Below are 20,311 nucleotides of genomic sequence, written 5' to 3' on the forward strand. Positions count from 1 at the left end.
CTGGAACGGGCCGCCACCGCCGAACCAGCCGCCCGGGCCGCCGAACGAGCCCGGGCCGCCCGGGAAGCCGGGAAAACCCGGAGGCTGGGGCGGGTGCGGTGGGGGCGGCGGGAAGCCGCGCGCCAGCTCCGGGCCGCCGTCCCAGTCCTCGTGCCCGGGCACGCCGTGTTCCGGGCCGAAGTGACCGGGCATCCCGTGCCCCGGGCGTCCGAACCCGGCCTCATCGCGGCCGAACCCGGCGTGGCCCGGTCCGTGGTGTCCCCCGTGCCTCCCGAACCCGGCGAAGATCCGGTCCGCGCCTGCACTCATCTCCATGACGACCTCCATATCGTATCGGCGACATTCACACGATATATCGCCGCTCGATCGACGGCAAGCAGGCCTCGATCGCCCGAGGCCTCAAGAACCCGACTTCACCGCCAGCGTCAGCAGGTCGGCCGCCGGGCCGGTCAGGCGCCGGCCCGCCGGCCACACCGCTCGCAACACCCGGCCCAGCGAGATGCCCTCCACCGCCACCGGCACCAGCCGACGGCCGGCCACCTCGCGCACCACGTCGAGGTCGCTGATCACCGCCGGGCCCGCGCCCGCGATCACCGCATTGCGCACCGCCGATGCCGAACCCAGCTCCAGCAACGGCGTCACCGGCCCCGCCCCCGCCCGGCGCAGTGCCGCCTCGACCGTCTCGCGCGTTCCCGACCCCGGCTCACGGACCACCAGCGGTGTCGCGGCCAGCTCGCCCGCCGTCAGCGGACGGCGGCGCCGGGCCCACGCGTGCCCGGCCGGCACCACCACCACGAGCCGGTCCGTGGCGACGCGGCGGGTCGCCAGGCCCGGCCACGGTCCCGGCGACTCGACGAACCCCAGGTCCACCCGGCCGCGCGCGACGAGGTCGGCGACCTGCTCGGAGTTGACCACCTCGAGCCCGACGTAGGTGTCCGGCCCGGTCCGCTTGACCTCGCCGATCCAGGCGGGCACGAAGTGCTCGGCGAGCGTCATGCTCGCCGCGACCCGCAGCTGCGCGCCGCGCTGGGTGCGCAGTGCTTCCGCGCCGGTGCGCAGACCGTCCACTTCGGTCAGGACGCGGTGGGCCCAGCCCGCGATCACCCGGCCGTCCGGGGTCAGGGCCGAGCCGCGGCGGGTTCGGTCCACCAGGGACAGTCCCAGCTGGCGCTCCAAAGTGGACAGCCGTTTGCTCGCCGACGGCTGGGCGATGCCGAGCGCGCCCGCCGCCTGGCCGATGCTGCCGAGGTCGTCGACGAGCACCAGCAGGCGCAGCGAGTCCAGATCCGGTTCGGTCATAGCTTCAGTCTATGACCTCAGCACCGACCACCGGCTACCGCGCGCGCCCGGCACCGGCGACGCTGGAAGCATGGCACTGACAGCGGCGAAAACCTCCGGAGTGGCGATCACCGGGCTCGGCGTCACCGCGGCGTACGCGCTCAGTTCCCTGTGGCCGGTCGCCGGCGCGCTCACCGTCGCCGTCGTGCTCGGCGTCGCCGTCGGCAGCACCCCCGTCCTGACCGACGAGCACCGCCGGGCCGTCGCCCAGGTCACGAAACGCCTGTTGCGCGCCGGCGTCGTCCTGCTCGGGCTCCAGCTCGCCGTCCCCACCGTGCTCGCGCTCGGCCCCGGCACGCTCGCCGCGGTCGTGCTGACGGTCGCGGTCACCTTCCTCGGCACGCTCGGCCTCGGCCGGCTGATCCGGGTGCCCCGTGGACTCGCCCTGCTGGTGGCCACCGGCTTCTCGATCTGCGGCGCTTCGGCGATCGCCGCGATGGAAGGCGTGGTCGAGCGCGACGACGAAGACGTCGCCACCGCCGTCGCGCTCGTCACCTGCTACGGCAGCTTCGCCCTGGCCGCACTCCCCCTGCTCGCCCACGCGCTCGGTCTCGACGCCGCCCGGACCGGCAGCTGGGCCGGGATTTCGGTGCACGAGGTCGCCCAGGTGGTCGCGGCGGCCGGGCCCGCGGGCGCCGCCGCCGTCGGGATCGCCGTCGTGGTGAAGCTCAGCCGTGTGGTCCTGCTCGCCCCGGTGGTCGCGCTCGTCGGCGCCGCCGAACGCGGCCGCCGCGACACGCACGCCCCGCTCGTGCCGCTGTTCGTCCTCGGCTTCCTCGCGATGGTCGCCGTCCGGAGCACCGGTGTGGTCCCCGGATTCGTGCTCGACGTCGCGAAGACCGCGTCGACACTCCTGCTCGCGGGCGCGCTCTTCGGGCTCGGCTGCGCCGTCCGGCTCGGCACGCTGCTGCGCGGCGGCGGCCGGGCCTTGCTCCTGGGTCTCCTGTCCACGCTGCTGGTGTTGGCGACCGGCTTCGGGACTCTGGCCGTGTTCACCTGAATTTTCCCTGCGCGTCACGTATAGTTCGTTATACGCGAGGTTGTACGGCTCTTGTACGGATCGTGTCGACGCTGCCGGCGAGACGAAGAACGATTCCGTAGGGAGCTCGAACCGTGAAGATCACCCGACTCGCCCAAGGGCTGCTCGCCGGGCTGCTGGGGTGTGCCGCCCTGGCCGTCCCGGCGGCCGTCGGCGCCGCCACCGCCCAGGCCGATGTGGCCAGCACGCCGGTGTTCACCAAGAACACCGAGGGCCACGACTGTTACCGCATCCCCACCGTCGTCAAGGCGAACAACGGCGACCTGCTCGCCTTCGCCGAGGGCCGCAACGGCGGCGCCCACGCCTGCGCCGACCTGGGCAAGATCGATCTCGTGCTGAAGCGTTCCACCGACGGTGGCAAGACGTGGGGCGCGCTGAACACCGTCATCACCGCGTTCGGGGACACGAAGGGCAACCCCGCGCCGATCGTCATCCCCGGCAGCAACCGGATCGTGCTGCTGTCGACCATGCAGTGCTACACCAACCCCGACTGCGGCCGGATCCCGCGCGTGTCCATCAGCGAGGACAACGGGAAGACGTGGGGTGCCCCGAAGACGCTGACCACCGAACTCGGCTTCTCGACGGCGCCGGGCTGGCTGGCCACCGGGCCCTCCCACGGGATCGTGCTGACGCGCGGTGCGCACAAGGGCCGGCTCGTCGCCGGGATGAGCTACTCGAACATCGGCGCGCTGGTCTACAGCGACGACCAGGGCAGCACGTGGCACCTCGGCGCCACCGACAAGCCGGCGACGAGTGCGATCAACCCGCAGGAGATCAGCGTCACCGAGCTCCGGGACGGCCGGATCTACGCCGCCGCGCGCAACCAGGCGAACGACGGCAACAAGTGCCTCGCGGACGGCACCCACAACCGCGCGTTCGCGATCAGCTCGGACGGCGGCGCGACGTTCAGCTCGAAGTTCGACTTCGCCACCGACCTCGTCGCGCCGACGGTCGAGGGCTCGACGGCCCGGATGAGCGCCACCGACACCGGCGGCAAGTACAACCGGCTCCTGTTCGCCGCACCGTCCGTGTGCGGCGAGCGCGAGCAGCTGCGGGTGCACTCGTCGTTCGACGAGGGCGCCAACTGGACCGGCAACGCCGGCAGCCTGCTCGTGTGGGGCGGCGGCGCGGCGTACTCGGACATGGTGCCGCTGTCGCAGTCGTCGGCCGGGGTGCTGTTCGAAGTGGGCCCCACAGCGCACCCGTACGACGCGATCCGCTTCGCCACGGTCACCGATGACGCGCTCGGCGCCCCGGCGTGCGGTGGCGGCTACAGCGTCATCGACTCGGCGCCGCTGGGCACCGGCGGCGCGGCCGGCACGGTGTACCTGTCGTACAACGCGGCCAACGGCCAGAACTGCGTCAGCACGATGAAGAACGCCTCCGCCGGCACGGCCACCGCGACCTCGGCCTACCTGGAGGTGAAGGGTTCGGCACGGCAGACCGACTCGGGTTCGTTCTCCTGGTTCGCCGGCCCGGTGAAGGCCGCGGCGGCGGACAAGTGCGTGAAGTGGGGCGGCTCGGCCGGCGGCCAGGCCTACGACAGCGAGTTCGAGCACTGCAGCTGAACCGCGGAGGGTGGGACCCGCCCCCTGGCCGGGTCCCACCCCTCTCCCCCGTGCCGCCCCGGCCCCCTCGCCCGGGTGGCACGGGCGGTTCAGAAGCCGGTGCAGCTCGCGCTGGCCCCGGCGCCGGCCGCGGTCGCCGTCTTGGCTTCCTTGCCGTCGACGATCACCTTGCAGGTGACCGAGCCGCCGTCCGGGCCGGCGGTCGCGGTGAACTGGGCACCGGCCAGGAACCCGGTGGCTTCCACGGTCTTGGTCCACGGCACCGCGGCGCCGGCTTCGGTGTTGATCAGGATCGTGTTGCGGTCGAAGGTGCTGTAGTCGATGTCGACGACCTTCGCGTCCCCGCTGACCTGGTAGACGATGGTGTGGTGGGCGGTGGCCTGCTCGTTCACGTCGTTGACGACCTTGCCGATCACCACCAGCCACAGGATGCTCACGACCAGGGCGAGCAGCGACAGGATCACGCCGGCGATCGAGAGGCCCTTGTTGGTCGCCTTCCCGGAGCGGACTCTGGCCACGCCGACCGCGGCCAGGATCAGGCCGAGCACGGCGAGGGGCCAGGCGATCACCCCGACGATCGGGATCGGGGCGAACACGAGCCCGATCAGGCCGAGGACGAACCCGGCCGTGCCCAGGCCGTTGCGCGGCGGGGCCGCCGGTGGGGCCGGGTGCTGCTGGAGCGGGGTGTGGTCGGTCATCGGGGTTTTCCTTTCACCTGGCGCTTGACGGCGAGAAGGAAACCAGCGGCGCGGCCCCGCCCGCGTCGTCCGCAGGCCTCGACCGCGTACGACGAAAGTCGTCACCGGCCGCGAGGCCAACGAGCGGAACGGCTGATGGGGACGGGGTGGTCACCTCGTAGGCTGATCCCCATGGGACGGTCCGTGCTGGGCGTGGTGTGCACCGTGCTGGCAGTCGCCGCGAGCCTGGTGACGGGCATCGTGAACGTGTCGCTGGAGATCAGCCTGCCCGGTACCGACGCTCTGCACGTGACGGTCGCGGCGGTGCTCGGCTGGTTCTTCGGGGTCGGCGCGTCGATCATGCTGGTGTGGCGGTGGCACTGGCCCCTGGTCGTGACGGGCATCGCGGTGGCGCCGCCGTTGCTGCTGGCGGCGGACTCGCTGGCGGCGTTGATCGCGCTGGCCGCGCTCGCGACCCGCTTCACCGGCTGGTGGCGCTGGAGCGCGGCGACGCTCGTGTTCGCCGCCACCGGGCTCGCGGTGTGGCGCGACGCGAGCCGGCCCGTGGAGTCGTCGCTGGCCGAGACGTGGATCTCGACCGAGACGATCGGCGCCAAGCTGATCGGCGTCGCCGTCACCGCGGCCGTCTACACAGCGATCCCGCTCACGCTGGGGATCGTCCGCTACAGCTTCACCGAGAAGCGGCGCCTCGCCGCCGAAGAGGCGGCCCTGCGCGACCAGGTGGCCCGCCGGGAGGAGCAGGCGCGGATCGCCCGCGAGATGCACGACGTCCTCGGGCACCGGCTGTCCCTGCTTTCGCTGCAGGCGGGCGCGCTGGAGGTCACCGCGGCCACGACGCCGGACGCGGTGGAGGCGGCCAAGACCGTGCGGACGACGGCCCGGCAGTCGCTCGACGACCTGCGCCAGGTGATCGGCGTGCTGCGCGGCTCGGGTTTCGCCGACCGGGCGCCCGGCGGGCCCGCGGAGCCGCCCCAGCCGACGCTGGCCGACATCCCCGACCTGGTCACGGGCGCCCGTCAAGCCGGTCTGGCGGTGAACGTGACGATCCTGCTCGACCAGGCGTCGACGGCCCCGGCCCCGCTCGGCACGGCGGCGTACCGCATCCTCCAGGAAGCCTTGACCAACGTGCTGCGCCACGCACCGGGGGCGCCGGCGGAGGTGCTGGTCCGCGGCGGCCCGGGCCCGGGGCTGTCGGTCGAGGTGTTCAACCCGCTGCCGCCGCACCCGGTGCCGTCACCGGGGTCGGGCACCGGGCTGACCGGCGTCAACGAGCGCATTTCCCTGCTCGGCGGGGCGTTGTCGGCGGGCCCGTTCGACGAGCGGACGTTCGCGCTGCGGGCCTGGCTGCCGTGGGCGGCACCGGCGCCCTAGCATGGGCGGGTGAGTGTGCGCGTACTGCTCGTCGACGACGACCCGCTGGTCCGCACCGGACTGTCCATGATCCTGGGCAGCACCCCCGACCTGCAGGTGGTCGCAGAGGCCGGCGACGGCGACGAAGCGGTCCAGCAGGTGGCCCGGCACGCGCCGGACGTGGTGATCATGGACATCCGCATGCGCCGGATGAACGGCCTGGTGGCAACGGCGGCGGTCCTGGCCCAGCCGAAGCCGCCGAAGGTCCTGATCCTGACGACGTTCAACCTCGACGAGTACGTGTTCGAGGCCCTGGCGGCGGGCGCGAGCGGGTTCTTGCTGAAGGAGGGCTCACCGCAGGAGATCATCGAGGGCGTCCGGGTGGTGGCCAACGGCGACGCGATGTTGTCTCCCCGGATGACGAAGCAGCTGATCGGCGAGTTCGTGGCCACGCGGGCGAACCCGCGGCGGTCGCGGGCCCAGGCGAAGCTGGAGCGGCTGAGCGAGCGGGAACGCGAGATCGTGACGGCGGTGGCGCAGGGAAAGCCGAACGCTCGGATCGCGGCGGAGCTGTTTCTCAGCGAGGCGACGGTGAAGACGCACATCACGCGGGCGTTCGCGAAGCTGGACGTGTCGAACCGGGTGCAGCTGACGATTTTCGCCTACGAAGCGGCGCTTGTGACGCCGTGAGTTCCCGCTGGGTTCGCCGTGCCTTGGCCGTCGTCGTGCCGGTCCTGCTTCTCGTGGCACTGTGGTCGGGCTGGCTGAGCTGGCTGGTCGCGGACGGGGGCGCTTTTCGCAACGTGCTTGAAGCACTGAGCTGGGTCGCCGCGCTCGCGGGCGTTGGTTTCGCCGTGGTCGAGCTTCGGAAACGCCGAGAGCCTGCGGTCCCGCCCAGCGTCTTCGTGGGCCGGGCTCTGCACCTCGCCGGCGACCGGGTGCCTCGCGTCACCGACGTGTCGTTGCTGGCGTTACGGGTCAAGCGGGCGGTGGACACGTCCGACGACCGGGACCTTCCCCGGTACGTGCCCCGAGACCGGGACGAGGACCTGGAGTGGGCGATCGCGAGCGGCGGCTTGGTGCTGCTGCACGGCCGCGCCGCCGCGGGCAAGAGCCGCACAGCGGCCGAGGCCGTGCGGCGCCTGCGTCCGTCTCATCAGCTGCTCATCCCGGTCGACGGCCCGGCGCTGCGGGAGATCGTCGAGTCCGGGCAGGAGCTCACCGACACCGTTGTGTGGCTCGACGACCTCGAACGGTTCCTTGTGCCCGGCGGCCTCGACGTGGGCCTGCTGCAGCGGCTCGCTCCCGCGGGCTCGCCGGTGTGCGTGGTCGCGACCATTCGCGACCACGAGCTCGCCGGCTACCGCACCGCCGATGGCGTCATCAACAGAGCGGCGGCGGACCTGATCGCGAGCATCCCGCCGAGCCACCTGCTCACCATCGACCAGCGGCTGACCGACACCGAGCAAGAACAGGCAAGGCGACTGCAGGAGGGTGATCCGCGCATCGGCCGGGCGCTCGAGGCGGCCGAGGGGTTCGCCGAATACCTTGCGGCGGGAACGCCCATGCTGCAGCGTTGGTCGATCGGCGACAGTCCGTTGTTCTACGTCGGGCAGGCATTGATCAGCGCAGCTGTCGACTGCCGGCGGGCGGGGTACGTCGAAGCCGTTCCGAGCGCCACCCTCGCGGAGTTGTACCACGGCTACCTCTCCCCGCCGTGGTGCGACCGCCCCGATCTCCCGCCGGTCCACGAAGGCCTCGACTGGGCGGCTCGGCCGGTATTGGGCGCCAGTTCGTGCCTGCAGCCTCGGACCGACGGGGCATTTCTCGTTTCGGACTACCTGGTGGACCAGGCGCAGGAGGGCGACAGCCCGCTTGGTGACTCGCCGATTCCGGACCGGACCTGGGAAACGCTGTTTTCCCTCAGCACGGACCGGAATATCGCCGAGCTGGGCGCCGGCGCCTATCGGGCCGGCCGCTTCGACGTGGCCGAAAAGTCCTTCAGACGCGCCTTTCAGGCCGGAGACATCCTGGCGGAGGGACTGCTCGCGGTCACGATCGGCAAAATGGGGCGGTTCTCCGAGGTCAAGAACATGTTCCGCGCGGCAGCACGGTCCGACGACCCGGCTGCCACGCTTCGGGTCACGATGGGGTTCTCCTTCAACAACCAGTTCGACGACGTCGTCGAACTCGCGAAACACGCAGTGGAAACCGGCGATGCACGCGCCCTTCTCTCCCTGACCACCTCCTTGGCCGACAGCGGTGATCCGAACCTTTTCCACGATCTCGCCACCTTCACCATCGACAGCGGCGAAACCCAAGCACTCCTCGTCGTGCTGACGACGGCGTCGCGGTACCTCAGCCCTGAGGTCCTCCTCGACCTGGTGACCCGTTCGATCGAAACCGGTCGGCGCGAAGTCGTCTTCGTCACCCTTCTGACCACAGAACTCGATCCTTCGCACATTCCGGCGCTTCTGGAGCACGCCACCCGAAGGGAAGTCGAAGGGGGTATCGAAACGGTCATCGAGTGGTTCGCCGGCCTCGGGATGTTCGAGAGCATCGCGCACGCCTTGAGAGACCCGCTGACACCCGGTCGGGAGCGGGTGATAGCCACGGTCGCGGCGGTACTCCTGGGCGAGGACTACCTGGCCAAGTTCCTCGTACTCGCACGGGAAGCGATCGATGCTGGGAACATCGACGACCTTCGGGCCTTCGCGGAGATCCTCGCCCAGCACAAAAAGCCTGGGCTGATCCCCGCCCTGCACCAATACGCCATCGAACGGCGACGCGTCGGGCCGGCCGAACTGCTCGCCACCTTCGTCGACGAGGAGCCGTGAACTCCGAGTTCACTTCGAGCCCGCCGGCGCCGTCGCCACCGCGGACTCGCCGAACTTGATCCCCTTCGCCTCCTTCCCGATCGCCGTCAGCACGGCCACCGCGATCAGCCCCGGGACCACCGTCCACACCAGAGCCGACGGGTACCCGTGGGACTCCGCGATCGCCTGCTGGATCGGCAGGTTCAACGCCGCCAAGAGGTTGCCCAGCTGGTACGTCACCCCCGGGTAGAAGCCGCGGATGGCGTCCGGGGACATCTCCGTCAGGTGCGCCGGGATCACTCCCCACGCCCCCTGGACCATGATCTGCATCAGGAACGAGCCCAGTGCCAGCATCCCGGCTCCGTGGTCGACCGCGAAGATCGGGATCACCGGGAGGCCCAGCACCGCCGCCGCCACGATGGTGCGGCGGCGGCCCAGCTTCTCCGACAGCGTCCCGAATGTCAGGCCGCCGATGATGGCTCCGATGTTGTACAGCACGGCTATCCACGTGCTCGCCGCCGCGCTCAAGCCCGCGCCGCCGTTGTCGTGGGCCTTCAGGAAGCTCGGGTAGACGTCCTGGGTTCCGTGGCTCATCCAGTTGAACGCCGTCATCAGCAGGATCAGGTAGCCGAAGCGGCGGATCACCTTGGGGTTCAGCAGGATGTCCTTCACCGACGTCCGCGTCACCTTCAGCTTCTCGCGTGCGGTCTCCCACACCTCCGACTCGCGGACGCGCGCGCGGATCAGCAGGCTGATCAGGGCCGGGAAGATGCTCAGCACGAAGATCCAGCGCCACTGCAGCCCCAGCGCGGAGTGGAAGAGCAGGTATGCCAGCGCCGCCAGCAGGTAGCCGATCGAATAGCCGACCTGCAGCAGCCCCGAGAAGAAGCCGCGGCGCTCGGCCGGGATCTTCTCCATCGCCAGCGCCGCGCCCAGGCCCCACTCGCCGCCCATGCCGATGCCGTAGACGAACCGCAGCACCAGCAGCACCGCGTAGTTCGGGGCGAACGCGCACAGCAGGCCGGCCACCGAGTACAGCACGACGTCGGCCATCAGCGGGATGCGGCGGCCCACCCGGTCGGCCCACAGGCCGAACAGGAGCGCGCCGACCGGGCGCATCACCAGCGTCGCCGTCGTGATGAACGCCAGCTGCGTGGCCGTCGCGCCGAACGACTTGTCCTTCGCGATGTCCGCCAGGACGAACACGACCAGGAAGTAGTCGAACGAGTCCATGCTCCAGCCGAGCAGTGCGGCGAGGAAACTGTTGCGCTGGTCCGCGGTAAGCGCTTTCCGATCCGTCACGTTCGCCCCGTTCCGTCGGTTTCCCACCGGAAGACCTCGGGTTCGGTCTAGCACCCACCACCCCGGGCGGGCAAGGGGATCAGAGCGAGACGCGGGTGCGGACCCGGCGGCCGACGTCCCGGGCCCAGGCCTTGATCCGGTCCCAGTCGCGGAAGTCGCCGGCGCGCCGGCCCGAAGCCAGCAGCTTCGGGATCAGCCCGTGCACGGTCGCCGGGTCCAGCCGGCCGCCGAAGGTGGCCGTGCGCTCCGCGTCGATGCGCGCGGCCAGCAGGGCCACGTTCGCCGGCAGGCTGACCTGGTGCGTGGCCGCGCCGGGGCCGCACGGTCCGCTGTGGAACAACCACACCGGACGTTCGGCGAGCGCCCGGGCGTTGCGTTCCAGCAGCCGGACGGCTTCCGGCCGCCACCGGTGGTAGTACAGCGCGCTCCCGACGATGACCGCGGCGTAGTGCTCGACGCCCGCGACGTCGGCGGCGTCGCGCACGTCGACGGTCAGGCCCGCGGCGCCGAGCTCGGCGGCGACGACCTCGGCGATCTGCCGGGTTCCGCCGTGACGCCCGGCGTAGGCGACGAGGACTGCGGTCATGCGGTCCATTGTCGGCCTTCGCGGACCGGAGTGCCCCGTGGGTCGCGCACGATCCGCCGAACGGGCGCTTCCACGCTACTCTCCGCGGTTCTCACGGCGGCGGCAGGAACGCGGGTCGCTCCGACGGGTCCGGTTCGTCGTAGTAGCGGTGGAAAACCGCGGTCTGCCCGCCGGAAATCGGTGGCACGATCCAGCTCCACTCCGCGGGGCACCGGCGCCCGGCCCGCTCCTCGCGTTCCAGGTGCGACAGGAACCGGTGCGACTCGGTGTGGTGGTCGGCCATCGTGACGCCGGCCGCGTCGAAGGAGTGCTGCACCGCCAGCGTCAGCTCCACCAGCGCGCGGTCGCGCCACAGCGTGCGCTCGGACGCGGTGTCCAGGCCCATCAGCTCCGCGATGACCGGCAGCAGGTCGTAGCGCTGCTCGTCGGCGAGGTTGCGGGCCCCGACCTCGGTGCCGAGGTACCAGCCGTTGAACGGCGCCGCGGGGTAGGTGACGCCGCCGATCTCCAGAGGCATGTTGCTGATCGCCGGCACGGCGTGCCAGCGCAGCCCGAGCCCGGCGAACCAGCGGTGGTCGGGGTGGGTCAGCGGGACCTCCAGGACGGCGTCCGGCGGCAGCGTGAACAGCCGCGGTTCGCCGGGCACGGCCTCGATCAGCAGCGGCAGGACGTCGAAGGAACCCCTTCGCTCCGGCGGCCGCCAGCCGAGTCTTCGCACCTGCTCGGTGAACTCGGCGTACCGCGGATCGCCGAGGACCGAGCCGTCTTCGAAGCGGTACCCGGCGTAGCGGATCAGCTGCTCGTTGTGGATGCGCGGGCCCGGTGCGCCCGGCGTGTCCGGCGCGAAGACGGTGACCGTCGGCCGGATCCGCCCGCCCCGGGTCGCCTGGCGGAGGTGCGCGACGCACTCGCCGGCGATCGCGGCGGGGTCGGTGACCCGGCGGCGGTCCCGGATCCGCAGGCTGCGCCAGTACAGCCGGCCGATGCAGCGCGCCGAGTTGCGCCACGCGACCCGCGCGCCGTACGCCAGCTCGGCGGGCGTGTGCCGGTACGTGCCGGTTTCCAGGATTTCCGCGCGCACCTGCGCCAGCCGGTCCTCGAACCGCTCGCCCGGTTCCGCGGCGCCTTCGGCGAACATCCGGTCCAGGAATTCCTCCGCTTCCGCGGAATTGACACTCTGCTCCTCCGAGACGCGCTGCGGGTAGAGCGGCAAGGAGGCCGTCACCCGCTCGGGTGTAACGGTCACCGCGGTTCCCCACTCTCCGAGATCGCGATCTGCAGCCCGACGAAAAGGTTCACCGTTCCTCCGAGGGTCGCCGACGACACTGCCGGCCGGAAGTCCCACTGCCCTGGGAACTCCGGCCAGGCGGGGGAGGATACCTCACGTTTCGCGGCACGGGCTCCGCCACTCGGGAACGCCGTCCCGGCGATCCCGCCCATTCCAGCGCACACGAGGTCCGGCTGAAAAAATAACTGCTACCAAGCGTTATTCGGACATGGCGCAGCGCATTTCCGGTCAATCGATCACCCCCGGCCGCAAAACCCGCGTGATCCTTTATCGGCGACCCGCGTTCGTCTTTTCGTGGGCAATCGGCGAACGGCCTTCACCAGGGGCGGCCACCCGGGTACGCGCGCCCGCGTTAGAGTCGCGGTGATCGGCGGCGGAGGGAGAGTTTTCGTGACCGTCAGGCGCATCCCCGTGGTCCTGGTCGCCGGGTTCCTCGGCGCGGGCAAGACGACGTTGCTCAACCACCTGCTCGCCAACCGCGAGGGCGCCCGGGTCGGCGTCGTGGTCAACGACTTCGGCCAGGTGAACGTCGACGCGCTCGCGGTCGCCGGCCAGGTCGACACGATGGTCTCCCTCGGCAACGGCTGCCTGTGCTGCGCGGTCGACGCGAGCGGGCTGGACGCGATGCTCGCGAAGCTGTCCGGCGCCGAAGCCGGCATCGACGTCATCGTCGTCGAAGCCAGCGGCATCGCCGAGCCCCGCGACCTCATCCGGCTGATGATCGCCAGCGAGAACCCGGACATCCGCTACGGCGGGCTGGCCGAGGTCGTCGACGCCGCCGAGTTCGAGGCCGCCCGCGAACGCCACCCCGAACTCGCCGACCACCTGCGGCTGGCCGACCTCGTGGTGCTGAACAAGGCCGACCGGGTGCCCGCCGAAGCACTCGCGAAACTCGCCGCGACCGTCGAAGAACTGGCCCCGGGCCGCCCGCTGCTGGTCACCGCGCACGGCCGGGTCGACCCGCGGCTGTTCTTCGACCCCGAACCCCGCGGCGAGCGCGCCGGCCAGCTGTCGTTCGACGACCTGCGCGAGGACGATCACGACCACTCCCGGCACCTGCACGCCGAGTACCAGACCGTCACCTTCACCGCCGAGACGCCGCTCGCGCCGCGCGCCTTCGTCGAGTTCCTCGAGCGGCGCCCGGCCGGGCTCTACCGGATGAAGGGCCAGGCCGACTTCGGCCCGACCGGCCCGCAAGCGCGCTTCCACCTGCACACCGTCGGCGGGTTCGTGCAGCTGGAGCGGTCGGCCTGGCCGGCGGGCGAGCCGCGGCGGACCGAGCTGGTGCTGATCGGCGCGGGCATCGACACCGACGCCGTGCTCGCCGACCTGGGCCGCTGCGTGGCCGACGACCCGGACACCGTGGACGAACGCGGCCTGCTGCACATCCTGCGGTACCTGCCCGGCCAGGCCTGAGCGTCCCGCCACGCCGAAGATCGGCAAATGCGCCGCCGCCGCGGCCACCGCGACGGACACTGACCGCCATGACGACCACCGCGGTGAGCGCACCACGCTGGTACCTGGTCGGCGTGCTGCCCGAAGACGTCCCCCTGGCCCACCTGATGACCCGCTCCGGCGACCTCCGCTACCGGCGCTCGGCGTGCGGGGCGCGCGAGTCCCGCAGCTGGAAACCCGTCGACTTGACCACGTCCGAGCTCACGCCGTGCCCGGCGTGCGTCGCGACGCTGTCCGGCGTCGGTGAGGACCGCGGTCAGCTCACCCTCGACCTGCCGGTCTAGGCGATCAGCGTCCGCGCGAGCCGCTTCGCGGTGCCGAACGGCCGCGAGCTCTGGGCGACCACCGCGGTGACCGTGGCTCCTTCCAGCAGGAGCATCAGCTCGTCGGCCAGCTCGCCTTCGTCGCTCCGGAGCTGCGCCCGCAGGTAGCTGTGCAACCCGGTCTTGTGGTGGCGGACCACTTCGCGGACCGGATCGGCGGGGTCCGGGAATTCCGAGGTCGCGTTCAGGAAGGCGCAGCCGCGGTAGCCGTCGCGGGAAAGCCAGGCTTCGTAGGCGTCGAACACCGCCAGCACCCGCTCGCGCGGATCGGTGTGCGCGGCGGTGATCCGGTCGATCTCCTCCTGCCACCGCCGATCGCGTTCCCGCAGGTACGCGACGACGAGCCGGCTCTTGGACCCGAAGTTGCCGTAGAGGGCCGCCTTCGTCACCCCGGCTTCGGCGGCCACCGTGTCGACACCCACGGCGTGGATGCCGTCGCGGTAGAACAGCGCCGACGCGGCCGCGAGCACTTTCGCGCCCGCGTCGCCGGGACGGGTTCGGGCCACGGTTCCTCCGAACAGCTCGGTCTAGCAATCTAGCTGCGGTGATCCTACCATCACTTGACACCAGACAGACCTGTCTGTTTGGTGGAGGAGATGGCGACGGAGACGAAGACGGACAGCTGGGCCTCCACGGCCGCGGTCGGCGCGGTCGTGATCGCCCTCTGCTACGGGTTCGCGCGCTACGCCTACGGCCCCTTCGTGCCGCGGTTCAGCGGAACGTTCGGACTGACCACGGTCGGCGTCGGTGTCCTCGGTGGCCTTTCGACCGCGGGGTACGGCCTCGGCTTGCTGCTGGCGCCGAGAACGTCCTCGCGGTCGGCACGCGGGACCGTCCTGCTGGCCGCGACGTCGGCGACGGCCGGGCTCGCGGTCATGGCGCTGGCCCCGCACGTCGTGGTGTTCGGCGCCGGGATCACCGTCGCGGGCGCCGGCGCGGGACTAGTGTCACCGGGCGTCGCGCAGCTGATCGGCGAGACGGTCGGGACGCGCACCCGCGACCGGGCGCAGACCTGGGCCAACACCGGCACCGGCCTGGGGCTGGCCGCGTCGGCGTTCACTCCCCTGCTGGCCTTCGGCTGGCCGGTGATCTGGTCGGCGTTCGCCGCGCTCGGCGTGGCGGTGACGCTGCTCGCCCGGCGGACGTTGCCCCGCTCCCCCGGCGTGCCCACCGGCTCCGGGCCGGTCCGCGGGATGGTCCCGCTCGTGGCCAACTCGGCGCTCATCGGCGTGACGAGCGCGCCGTACTGGACGTTCTCCACCTCCCGGCTCGCCGAAACCGGGCTGAGCCCGGTGGCCGCGACCTGGTGCTGGGCGACGATCGGCGGGGCCGGGCTCCTCGGCGGCCTGGCGGGACGGGCGGCCGGGCGCGTGGGCCTGCGGACGGTCAACGTCGTGACGTGGACCCTCGCCGCCGCGGGCCTCGCCCTCCTCGCCCTGTCCGACCCGGGGGTGCCCCTCGCCCTGCTTTCCAGCGCCCTGTTCGGCGGCACCTACATGGCGCTGACCGGGCTCTGCATCCTCTGGGCGGCCCGCCTGTTCCCCGACCGGCCCGCCCGGGGCATCACGTGGTCGTTCGCCGGGCTCGGCGTCGGCCAGACCGTGGCCTCACCGCTGGCCGGCGCGGCGGCCGCGAGCCTCGGATCCGGGGCCGTGTTCGGGCTGACCGCGCTGGTCGCGCTCACCGCGTGGAGCCAGCTCCACCCGCGCCTCGGGCCGCCGTGATCACGTCTTCTTCGCCCGGCTCGGCGCCACCCGCGGCGGCTCGTTGGGCATCTTCGGGTACACCGGCGGCCACGGCGCGTCCATCAGCCCGGCCGCCATGTCCCGCTCGGACATCTCCAGCAGCGGCTCGATCGACTGCGGCCGCTCCCCCGCGCCCGCCCACGGATCGCCGCGCTCGGCCAGCCGGGCGGGCACGGTGCTCAGCGTCAGCGTGCCCGGCTCGACGGTGTCCAGCTCGTCCCAGCCGATCGGCGTCGACACCTGGCCGCCGACCCGCGGGCGCACGCACCACGTGCCGAACACCGTCTTGTGCGGGGCATTCTGGTTGAAGTCGACGAACACGCGCGTGCCGCGTTCTTCCTTCCACCACTGCGCGGTGATCTTCTCCGGGTGCCGGCGTTCGAGGGCCCGCGCCAGGGCGACCGCGGCCGCCCGCACCTGGAAGCTGTCCCAGCGCGGCTCGAGCATCACGTACAGGTGCAACCCGCGCGAGCCCGACGTCTTCAGGTGCCCCTCGATGCCGTTTTCGGCCAGGAATTCCCTGGTCAGCACCGCGGCTTCGCGCAGCTGGTCGAAGCCGATGCCGGGCGACGGGTCGAGGTCGACGCGCAGCTCGTCGGTGACCTCGGGTGTGTCGGCGAGGTACGGCCAGACGTGGAAGCCGAGGCAGCCGAGGTTCACCGCCCAGAGGATGTGGGCCAGGTCCTTCGCCACCAGCGCATCGCTGGTCGTGCCGTTCGGGGTCGAGACGACGGTGGTGGTCAGCCACGGCGGCGCGCCCTTGGGGACGCGTTTCTGGAACCAGTTCTTGCCGCCGGCGCCGTCCGGGTAGCGCTCCAGCAGCAGCGGGCGCCCGCCGAGCCGGGCCAGCAGCGGCCCGGACACCGCCCGGTAGTACTCGACGAGGTCGAGCTTCGTCTCGCCGCGCTCCGGGAAGTAGACCCTGTCCGGACTGCTGATCTTGACCTCGACGCCGTCGGCGTCGATCAGGACCGCCCCGCTCATCGCGCCTCCCCGAACAGCTTCGCGAGCTCGGCGGGCGGTGCCTCGTCGAGCTGGGCGTACGTGCAGGACTCCGGCGTGCGATCGGGCCGGAACCGGACCAGCCGCCCGCCGTGCCGGAACCGGCCGCCCTGCAGGTGCTCGTACCGGACTTCGGCCACCCAGTCCGGCCGCAGCGGCTCCCACGAGAGGTCTTTCTGCGGCGCCCACCGGCTGTTCGCGCCCGGCTGGCGGCCGGGCTGCGGTTCGTCCTCGGCCCAGGTGCGCCACGGATGGCCTTCGAGCGCGTTTTCCCGCAGCGGCGCCAGTTCCTCGACCAGCTCGGCCCGCCGGGCCTTGGTGAAACTGCTGGCCACCCCGACGTGGTGCAGGACGCCATCGTCGTCGAACAGGCCGAGCAGCAGCGAGCCGACGCCGGCGCCGTCCTTGTGCCAGCGGAACCCGGTGACGACGCAGTCGGCCGTGCGCTCGTGCTTGACCTTCAGCATGACGCGCTTGTCCTGCTCGTACGGCAGGTCGCCGGGCTTGGCCACGACGCCGTCGAAGCCCGCGCCCTCGAACCGGGTGAACCAGTCTTCGGCCTGCGCCGGGTCCTCGCTCAGCGGGGTCAGGTGGACGCGTTGCAGCCCTTCGGCGGCGTTGCTCAAGATGCTCTCGAGCTGTTTGCGCCGCTCGCGGAAGGGCTGCTCGGTGAAGTCGGTGTCGCCGAGGGCCAGCAGGTCGAAGGCGATGAAGCTGGCCGGCGTCTCCTCGGCGAGCTTGCGCACGCGCGAAGCCGCCGGGTGCAGCCGCAGCATCAACGTCTCGAAGTCGAGCCCGGCCGGCGTGACCACCACGATCTCGCCGTCGACGACGCAGCGGGGCGGCAGCGCGACGGCCAGCAGCTCCACCAGCTCCGGGAAGTAGCGGGTCAGCGGGCGGTCGTTGCGGGAGCCGAGCTCGATCTCGTCGCCGTCGCGGAACACGACGCAGCGGAAACCGTCCCACTTGGGCTCGTAGAGCAGCCCCGGGGCACGGGGTACCTCGTGCACCGCTTTCGCGAGCATCGGCCGCACCGGCGGCATGACGGGCAAGTCCACGAGCGCGAGCTTAAAACACGGGTACGACATTTCAAGGCGTGATAGACACTCCCGCGTGACCTTCGAACGCCCCGCACCGCCCCTGACCGGGGGCGAGCGCGAGATGCTCCGCACCTTCCTCGACTTCCACCGCGCCACCCTCGCGATGAAGTGCGCCGGACTGTCCGACGAGGACCTCCGCCGCGCGTCGAGCCCGCCGTCCACGTTGTCGCTGCTCGGCCTGGTCCGGCACATGGCCGAGGTCGAGCGCACCTGGTTCCGGCGGGTGATCAACGCCGAGGACCTCCCGCTGCGCTGGTCGGCCGAAGGGGACTTCCAAGCCGCCTACGACGCGAGTTCCTCGACGCGCGCCGAAGCCTTCGAGGCGTGGCAGGCCGAGGTCGAGCAATCGCGCAAGATCGAAGAAGCGGCGGAGTCCCTGGACGTCACCGGCCACCAGCCGCGCTGGGGCGAGGACGTCTCGCTGCGGCTGGTGATGCTGCACATGATCCACGAGTACGCCCGGCACAACGGCCACGCGGACTTCCTGCGCGAGGCCATCGACGGCGTCACGGGGGCGTAGTGGACCTGCTCGCCTGGTTGCGCGACGCCGACCCGGCCCTGCGCTGGCAGGTGGAGCGCGACCTGGCGGGCGAACCGCCGTCGGTCTGGGAAGCGACGCGGGCGCGGGTCGCCGTCGAAGGCTTCGGCGCGCGGCTCCTCGAACTGCAGGACGCCGACGGCCAGTGGGCGGGCGGGGCGTTCTTCCCGGCGGGCTTCCCCGACGACGAACCGCAGCCGTGGACGGCGACGACGTGGTCGTTGAACGCCCTGCGCGAATGGGGCCTCGACGGCGCCGTCCTGCGCGGTACGGCCGAGCGGCTGGCCCGGAACTGCCGCTGGGAGTACGACGACCTGCCGTACTGGGACGGCGAAGTCGACTGCTGCATCAACGCCTGGACGCTGGCCAACGGGGTGTGGCTCGGTGCGGACGTCGAAGGCATCGCGAGGTGGTTCGCCGAGCACCGGCTCCCCGACGGCGGCTGGAACTGCGCGTGGGTCGAGGGCTCGACGCGCTCGTCGGTCCACTCGACGCTCAACGCGCTCAAGGGCCTGCTCGCCCACGAGGCGGCGACCGGCGGCACCGCGGATTCCCGGGCGGCCCGTCTCGCGGGCGAGGAATACCTGCTGGAGCGCGGCCTGGTCCGCCGCCTGTCCACGGGTGAGCCGATCGGCCCGTGGGTCACGGAGTTCGGCTACCCGTTCCGCTGGCGCTACGACGTCCTCAACGCGGCTTCTTACTTCCGCGACGCCGGCCGCCCGGACCCGCGGCTGGCCGAGGCGATCGAGCTGATCCGCGCGGCCCGGCAGCCGGACGGGACGTGGCTGCAGCGGCGGACGGATCCCGGCCGGGTGTGGTTCGACGTGGACGTCCCGGCCGGGCAGCCGTCGAAGTGGCTGACGCTGTTCGCCACCCGGGTCCTGAACTGGTGGGACGCCCGCTAAAGCTCCGCCAGGACGAGCCCGCTGCGCGGCTTCGGCGTGAAGTAGGTGGCCTTCCGCGGCATTCGTCGGCCGGCCGCGTGCACGGCGAGGACGTCGGCGTACCCCACCGGCGCCAGCAGCACCACCGCGTCCGCGTCCGGCGGCAGCGGGCGGCCCGCCGGGAGCGGGCGGACGCACGGCCCGTCCGGGTCGATGCCGAGCGCGCGGGCGAACAGGACCTGTTCGACGAGCTCGTGGTCGATCACCGGCCAGGGGCCGTCCGGGGCCGGGAGCGGCACCCGCAGCACGGCCCCGCCCGCGCGCACGACCACCTCGCCGGTGACGGGCACGGCGTGTTCGTCGTAGCGGACGTCCAGGCCGGCCGCGCACCAGCGCGTCACCAGGTCCTCCGGGCCGAGGCCGGTGCCGGTGAGGACGCGGTGGATCGCGCCGATCCGCAGCGCCGGTCCCGCGGTGACCAGGGCGAGCAGCGCGCCGTGGCCGGCCGCCGCCGCGGCGGCCACGCGGTGGTTGCCGTCCGCGACCAGCAGGTCCGTGCCGGCCACCGCGGCCAGCAGGCGGCTCTGCAGCGGTCCGTCCGGCACCACCCAGAGGTCGTGCCGCCGCCCGGCCGCGTCCGAAGTGGACAGATCGGGCAGGCCGAGGCCGGCGCAGGCCTGTTCGACCTGCTCGGTCAGCTCCGGGCCGCCGGCGGCCGGGACGAGCAGCGCCGCGCTCGTCGCGCAGCCCAGGCCGGCGAGCACGGCGGCCCGTTCGGCGACGACGTCGGGGTAGACGTCCTCGGTGTGGCGGACGCGCGCGGCGCCGTCGTCGGTGACCGCCGCCGGGTCGACCAGGCAGAGCAGGCCGAGCGCCACGCCGTCCGGCCCTTCGACCCGGTAAGGCGCGACGATGTCCCGCACCGGCCGGTAGAACCGCTTCCGCAGCCGTTCGAGCACGGCGCGGGCGACCGGGACGGCGGCCGCCAGGTCGAGACCGCGCGCCAGGGCGGCGGGCGTGCGCGCCGGGTGCTGCACGGCCAGCAGGCTGTCCGCGGCGCCGGGCGCGGCCAGCGCGGCGATCACCCGCTCGGGCTCGGCGAACTCGTCGACGTCGGGGCCGGGGACCGCGTCGCGGACCACCCAGCCCCGCCCGATCGGCCGGATCCAGTCGCTCATCCCGACCATCTTCCGCCACGGGCGTCCGGAAATCCGCTGGGGCCGGTACCGCCGGGATGGAATGCTTAGGACTGCAAAGCAGTTGACTCCGGTCATGACCG

Annotated in this window: 19 protein-coding genes and 1 pseudogene; 10 read left to right on the forward strand and 10 right to left on the reverse strand. The window is 72.1% G+C overall.

From position 1 onward, the window contains the following. Both ACWEVN_RS26305 and ACWEVN_RS26310 read right to left on the reverse strand, forming a co-directional pair. Positions 1-315, reverse strand: a pseudogene (locus ACWEVN_RS26305) (PadR family transcriptional regulator); the annotation flags it as partial. A gap of 84 nt (positions 316-399) precedes the next feature. Next, on the reverse strand, positions 400-1,299 hold the full coding sequence (locus ACWEVN_RS26310; protein ID WP_452053066.1) for a LysR family transcriptional regulator: 900 nt from the start codon (positions 1,297-1,299) through the stop codon (positions 400-402). Between the two features lie 70 nt (positions 1,300-1,369). Between ACWEVN_RS26310 and ACWEVN_RS26315 the strand changes: the two genes are divergently transcribed. Both ACWEVN_RS26315 and ACWEVN_RS26320 read left to right on the forward strand, forming a co-directional pair. Beyond that, positions 1,370-2,338, forward strand: coding sequence for a YeiH family protein (locus tag ACWEVN_RS26315; RefSeq protein ID WP_452053067.1), 969 nt, complete (start codon positions 1,370-1,372; stop codon positions 2,336-2,338). Between the two features lie 113 nt (positions 2,339-2,451). After that, the gene (locus ACWEVN_RS26320; protein ID WP_452053068.1) at positions 2,452-3,945 is read left to right on the forward strand and encodes a sialidase family protein; all 1,494 of its coding nucleotides are present in this window, start codon (positions 2,452-2,454) and stop codon (positions 3,943-3,945) included. Positions 3,946-4,034: 89 nt separating this feature from the next. Here ACWEVN_RS26320 and ACWEVN_RS26325 read toward each other — a convergent pair whose 3' ends face one another. After that, positions 4,035-4,643, reverse strand: coding sequence for an MmpS family transport accessory protein (locus tag ACWEVN_RS26325; protein ID WP_452053069.1), 609 nt, complete (start codon positions 4,641-4,643; stop codon positions 4,035-4,037). A gap of 171 nt (positions 4,644-4,814) precedes the next feature. On the opposite strand from ACWEVN_RS26325, the gene ACWEVN_RS26330 reads away from it, so the two are divergent. From ACWEVN_RS26330 to ACWEVN_RS26340, 3 genes are read left to right on the forward strand one after another with little or no spacing between them, the layout of a single operon-like run. Beyond that, positions 4,815-6,014 (forward strand): sensor histidine kinase, encoded by a 1,200-nt coding sequence (locus ACWEVN_RS26330; RefSeq protein WP_452053070.1) that lies wholly within the window; start codon positions 4,815-4,817, stop codon positions 6,012-6,014. A 9-nt stretch (positions 6,015-6,023) separates the two neighbouring features. Beyond that, entirely contained in the window at positions 6,024-6,683 is a 660-nt protein-coding gene (locus ACWEVN_RS26335) for a response regulator transcription factor (RefSeq protein WP_449682867.1), read from the forward strand. A gap of 23 nt (positions 6,684-6,706) precedes the next feature. After that, on the forward strand, positions 6,707-8,830 hold the full coding sequence (locus tag ACWEVN_RS26340) for a hypothetical protein (protein WP_452053071.1): 2,124 nt from the start codon (positions 6,707-6,709) through the stop codon (positions 8,828-8,830). 9 nt (positions 8,831-8,839) lie between these two features. Here the strand turns inward: ACWEVN_RS26340 and ACWEVN_RS26345 are convergent, their stop codons facing one another. The 3 genes from ACWEVN_RS26345 to ACWEVN_RS26355 form a co-directional block, all read right to left on the reverse strand. Then, complete coding sequence (locus tag ACWEVN_RS26345) at positions 8,840-10,111, reverse strand: MFS transporter (RefSeq protein WP_449682865.1); 1,272 nt, start codon at positions 10,109-10,111, stop codon at positions 8,840-8,842. Between the two features lie 79 nt (positions 10,112-10,190). Further along, positions 10,191-10,697, reverse strand: coding sequence for a flavodoxin domain-containing protein (locus tag ACWEVN_RS26350; RefSeq protein ID WP_449682864.1), 507 nt, complete (start codon positions 10,695-10,697; stop codon positions 10,191-10,193). A gap of 91 nt (positions 10,698-10,788) precedes the next feature. After that, complete coding sequence (locus ACWEVN_RS26355) at positions 10,789-11,922, reverse strand: nitric oxide synthase oxygenase (RefSeq protein ID WP_452053072.1); 1,134 nt, start codon at positions 11,920-11,922, stop codon at positions 10,789-10,791. Positions 11,923-12,375: 453 nt separating this feature from the next. Between ACWEVN_RS26355 and ACWEVN_RS26360 the strand changes: the two genes are divergently transcribed. Continuing rightward, the gene (locus tag ACWEVN_RS26360; protein ID WP_452053073.1) at positions 12,376-13,401 is read left to right on the forward strand and encodes a CobW family GTP-binding protein; all 1,026 of its coding nucleotides are present in this window, start codon (positions 12,376-12,378) and stop codon (positions 13,399-13,401) included. A gap of 68 nt (positions 13,402-13,469) precedes the next feature. Beyond that, positions 13,470-13,724, forward strand: coding sequence for a hypothetical protein (locus ACWEVN_RS26365; RefSeq protein ID WP_449682862.1), 255 nt, complete (start codon positions 13,470-13,472; stop codon positions 13,722-13,724). On the opposite strand, the gene ACWEVN_RS26370 is transcribed toward ACWEVN_RS26365, so the two are convergent. Beyond that, on the reverse strand, positions 13,721-14,269 hold the full coding sequence (locus ACWEVN_RS26370) for a TetR/AcrR family transcriptional regulator (protein WP_449682861.1): 549 nt from the start codon (positions 14,267-14,269) through the stop codon (positions 13,721-13,723). The genes ACWEVN_RS26365 and ACWEVN_RS26370 overlap by 4 nt on opposite strands. Positions 14,270-14,359: 90 nt before the next feature. Between ACWEVN_RS26370 and ACWEVN_RS26375 the strand changes: the two genes are divergently transcribed. Next, positions 14,360-15,487: an MFS transporter gene (locus ACWEVN_RS26375; protein ID WP_452053074.1), complete on the forward strand. Its 1,128-nt coding sequence runs from the start codon at positions 14,360-14,362 to the stop codon at positions 15,485-15,487. Here ACWEVN_RS26375 and ligD read toward each other — a convergent pair whose 3' ends face one another. Continuing rightward, positions 15,488-16,492, reverse strand: a complete 1,005-nt coding sequence (gene ligD, locus ACWEVN_RS26380; protein WP_449682859.1) for a non-homologous end-joining DNA ligase — start codon at positions 16,490-16,492, stop codon at positions 15,488-15,490. It lies immediately after the preceding gene. Beyond that, positions 16,489-17,568, reverse strand: coding sequence for an ATP-dependent DNA ligase (locus ACWEVN_RS26385; RefSeq protein WP_452053075.1), 1,080 nt, complete (start codon positions 17,566-17,568; stop codon positions 16,489-16,491). Before ACWEVN_RS26385 ends, ligD begins: the two co-directional genes overlap by 4 nt. A 55-nt stretch (positions 17,569-17,623) precedes the next feature. Between ACWEVN_RS26385 and ACWEVN_RS26390 the strand changes: the two genes are divergently transcribed. Both ACWEVN_RS26390 and ACWEVN_RS26395 read left to right on the forward strand, forming a co-directional pair. Then, positions 17,624-18,130 carry a DinB family protein gene (locus tag ACWEVN_RS26390; protein ID WP_452053076.1) on the forward strand — a complete coding sequence of 169 codons (507 nt, stop codon included), beginning with the start codon at positions 17,624-17,626 and terminating at the stop codon, positions 18,128-18,130. Next, positions 18,130-19,053, forward strand: a complete 924-nt coding sequence (locus ACWEVN_RS26395) for a squalene cyclase (protein WP_449682856.1) — start codon at positions 18,130-18,132, stop codon at positions 19,051-19,053. Before ACWEVN_RS26390 ends, ACWEVN_RS26395 begins: the two co-directional genes overlap by 1 nt. On the opposite strand, the gene ACWEVN_RS26400 is transcribed toward ACWEVN_RS26395, so the two are convergent. Continuing rightward, positions 19,050-20,210 (reverse strand): DUF1015 family protein, encoded by a 1,161-nt coding sequence (locus ACWEVN_RS26400; RefSeq protein ID WP_452053077.1) that lies wholly within the window; start codon positions 20,208-20,210, stop codon positions 19,050-19,052. The two genes, ACWEVN_RS26395 and ACWEVN_RS26400, sit on opposite strands and share 4 nt — an antisense overlap. Positions 20,211-20,311: the final 101 nt, after the last annotated feature.

The organism is Amycolatopsis sp. NPDC003861 (genome assembly GCF_053605405.1).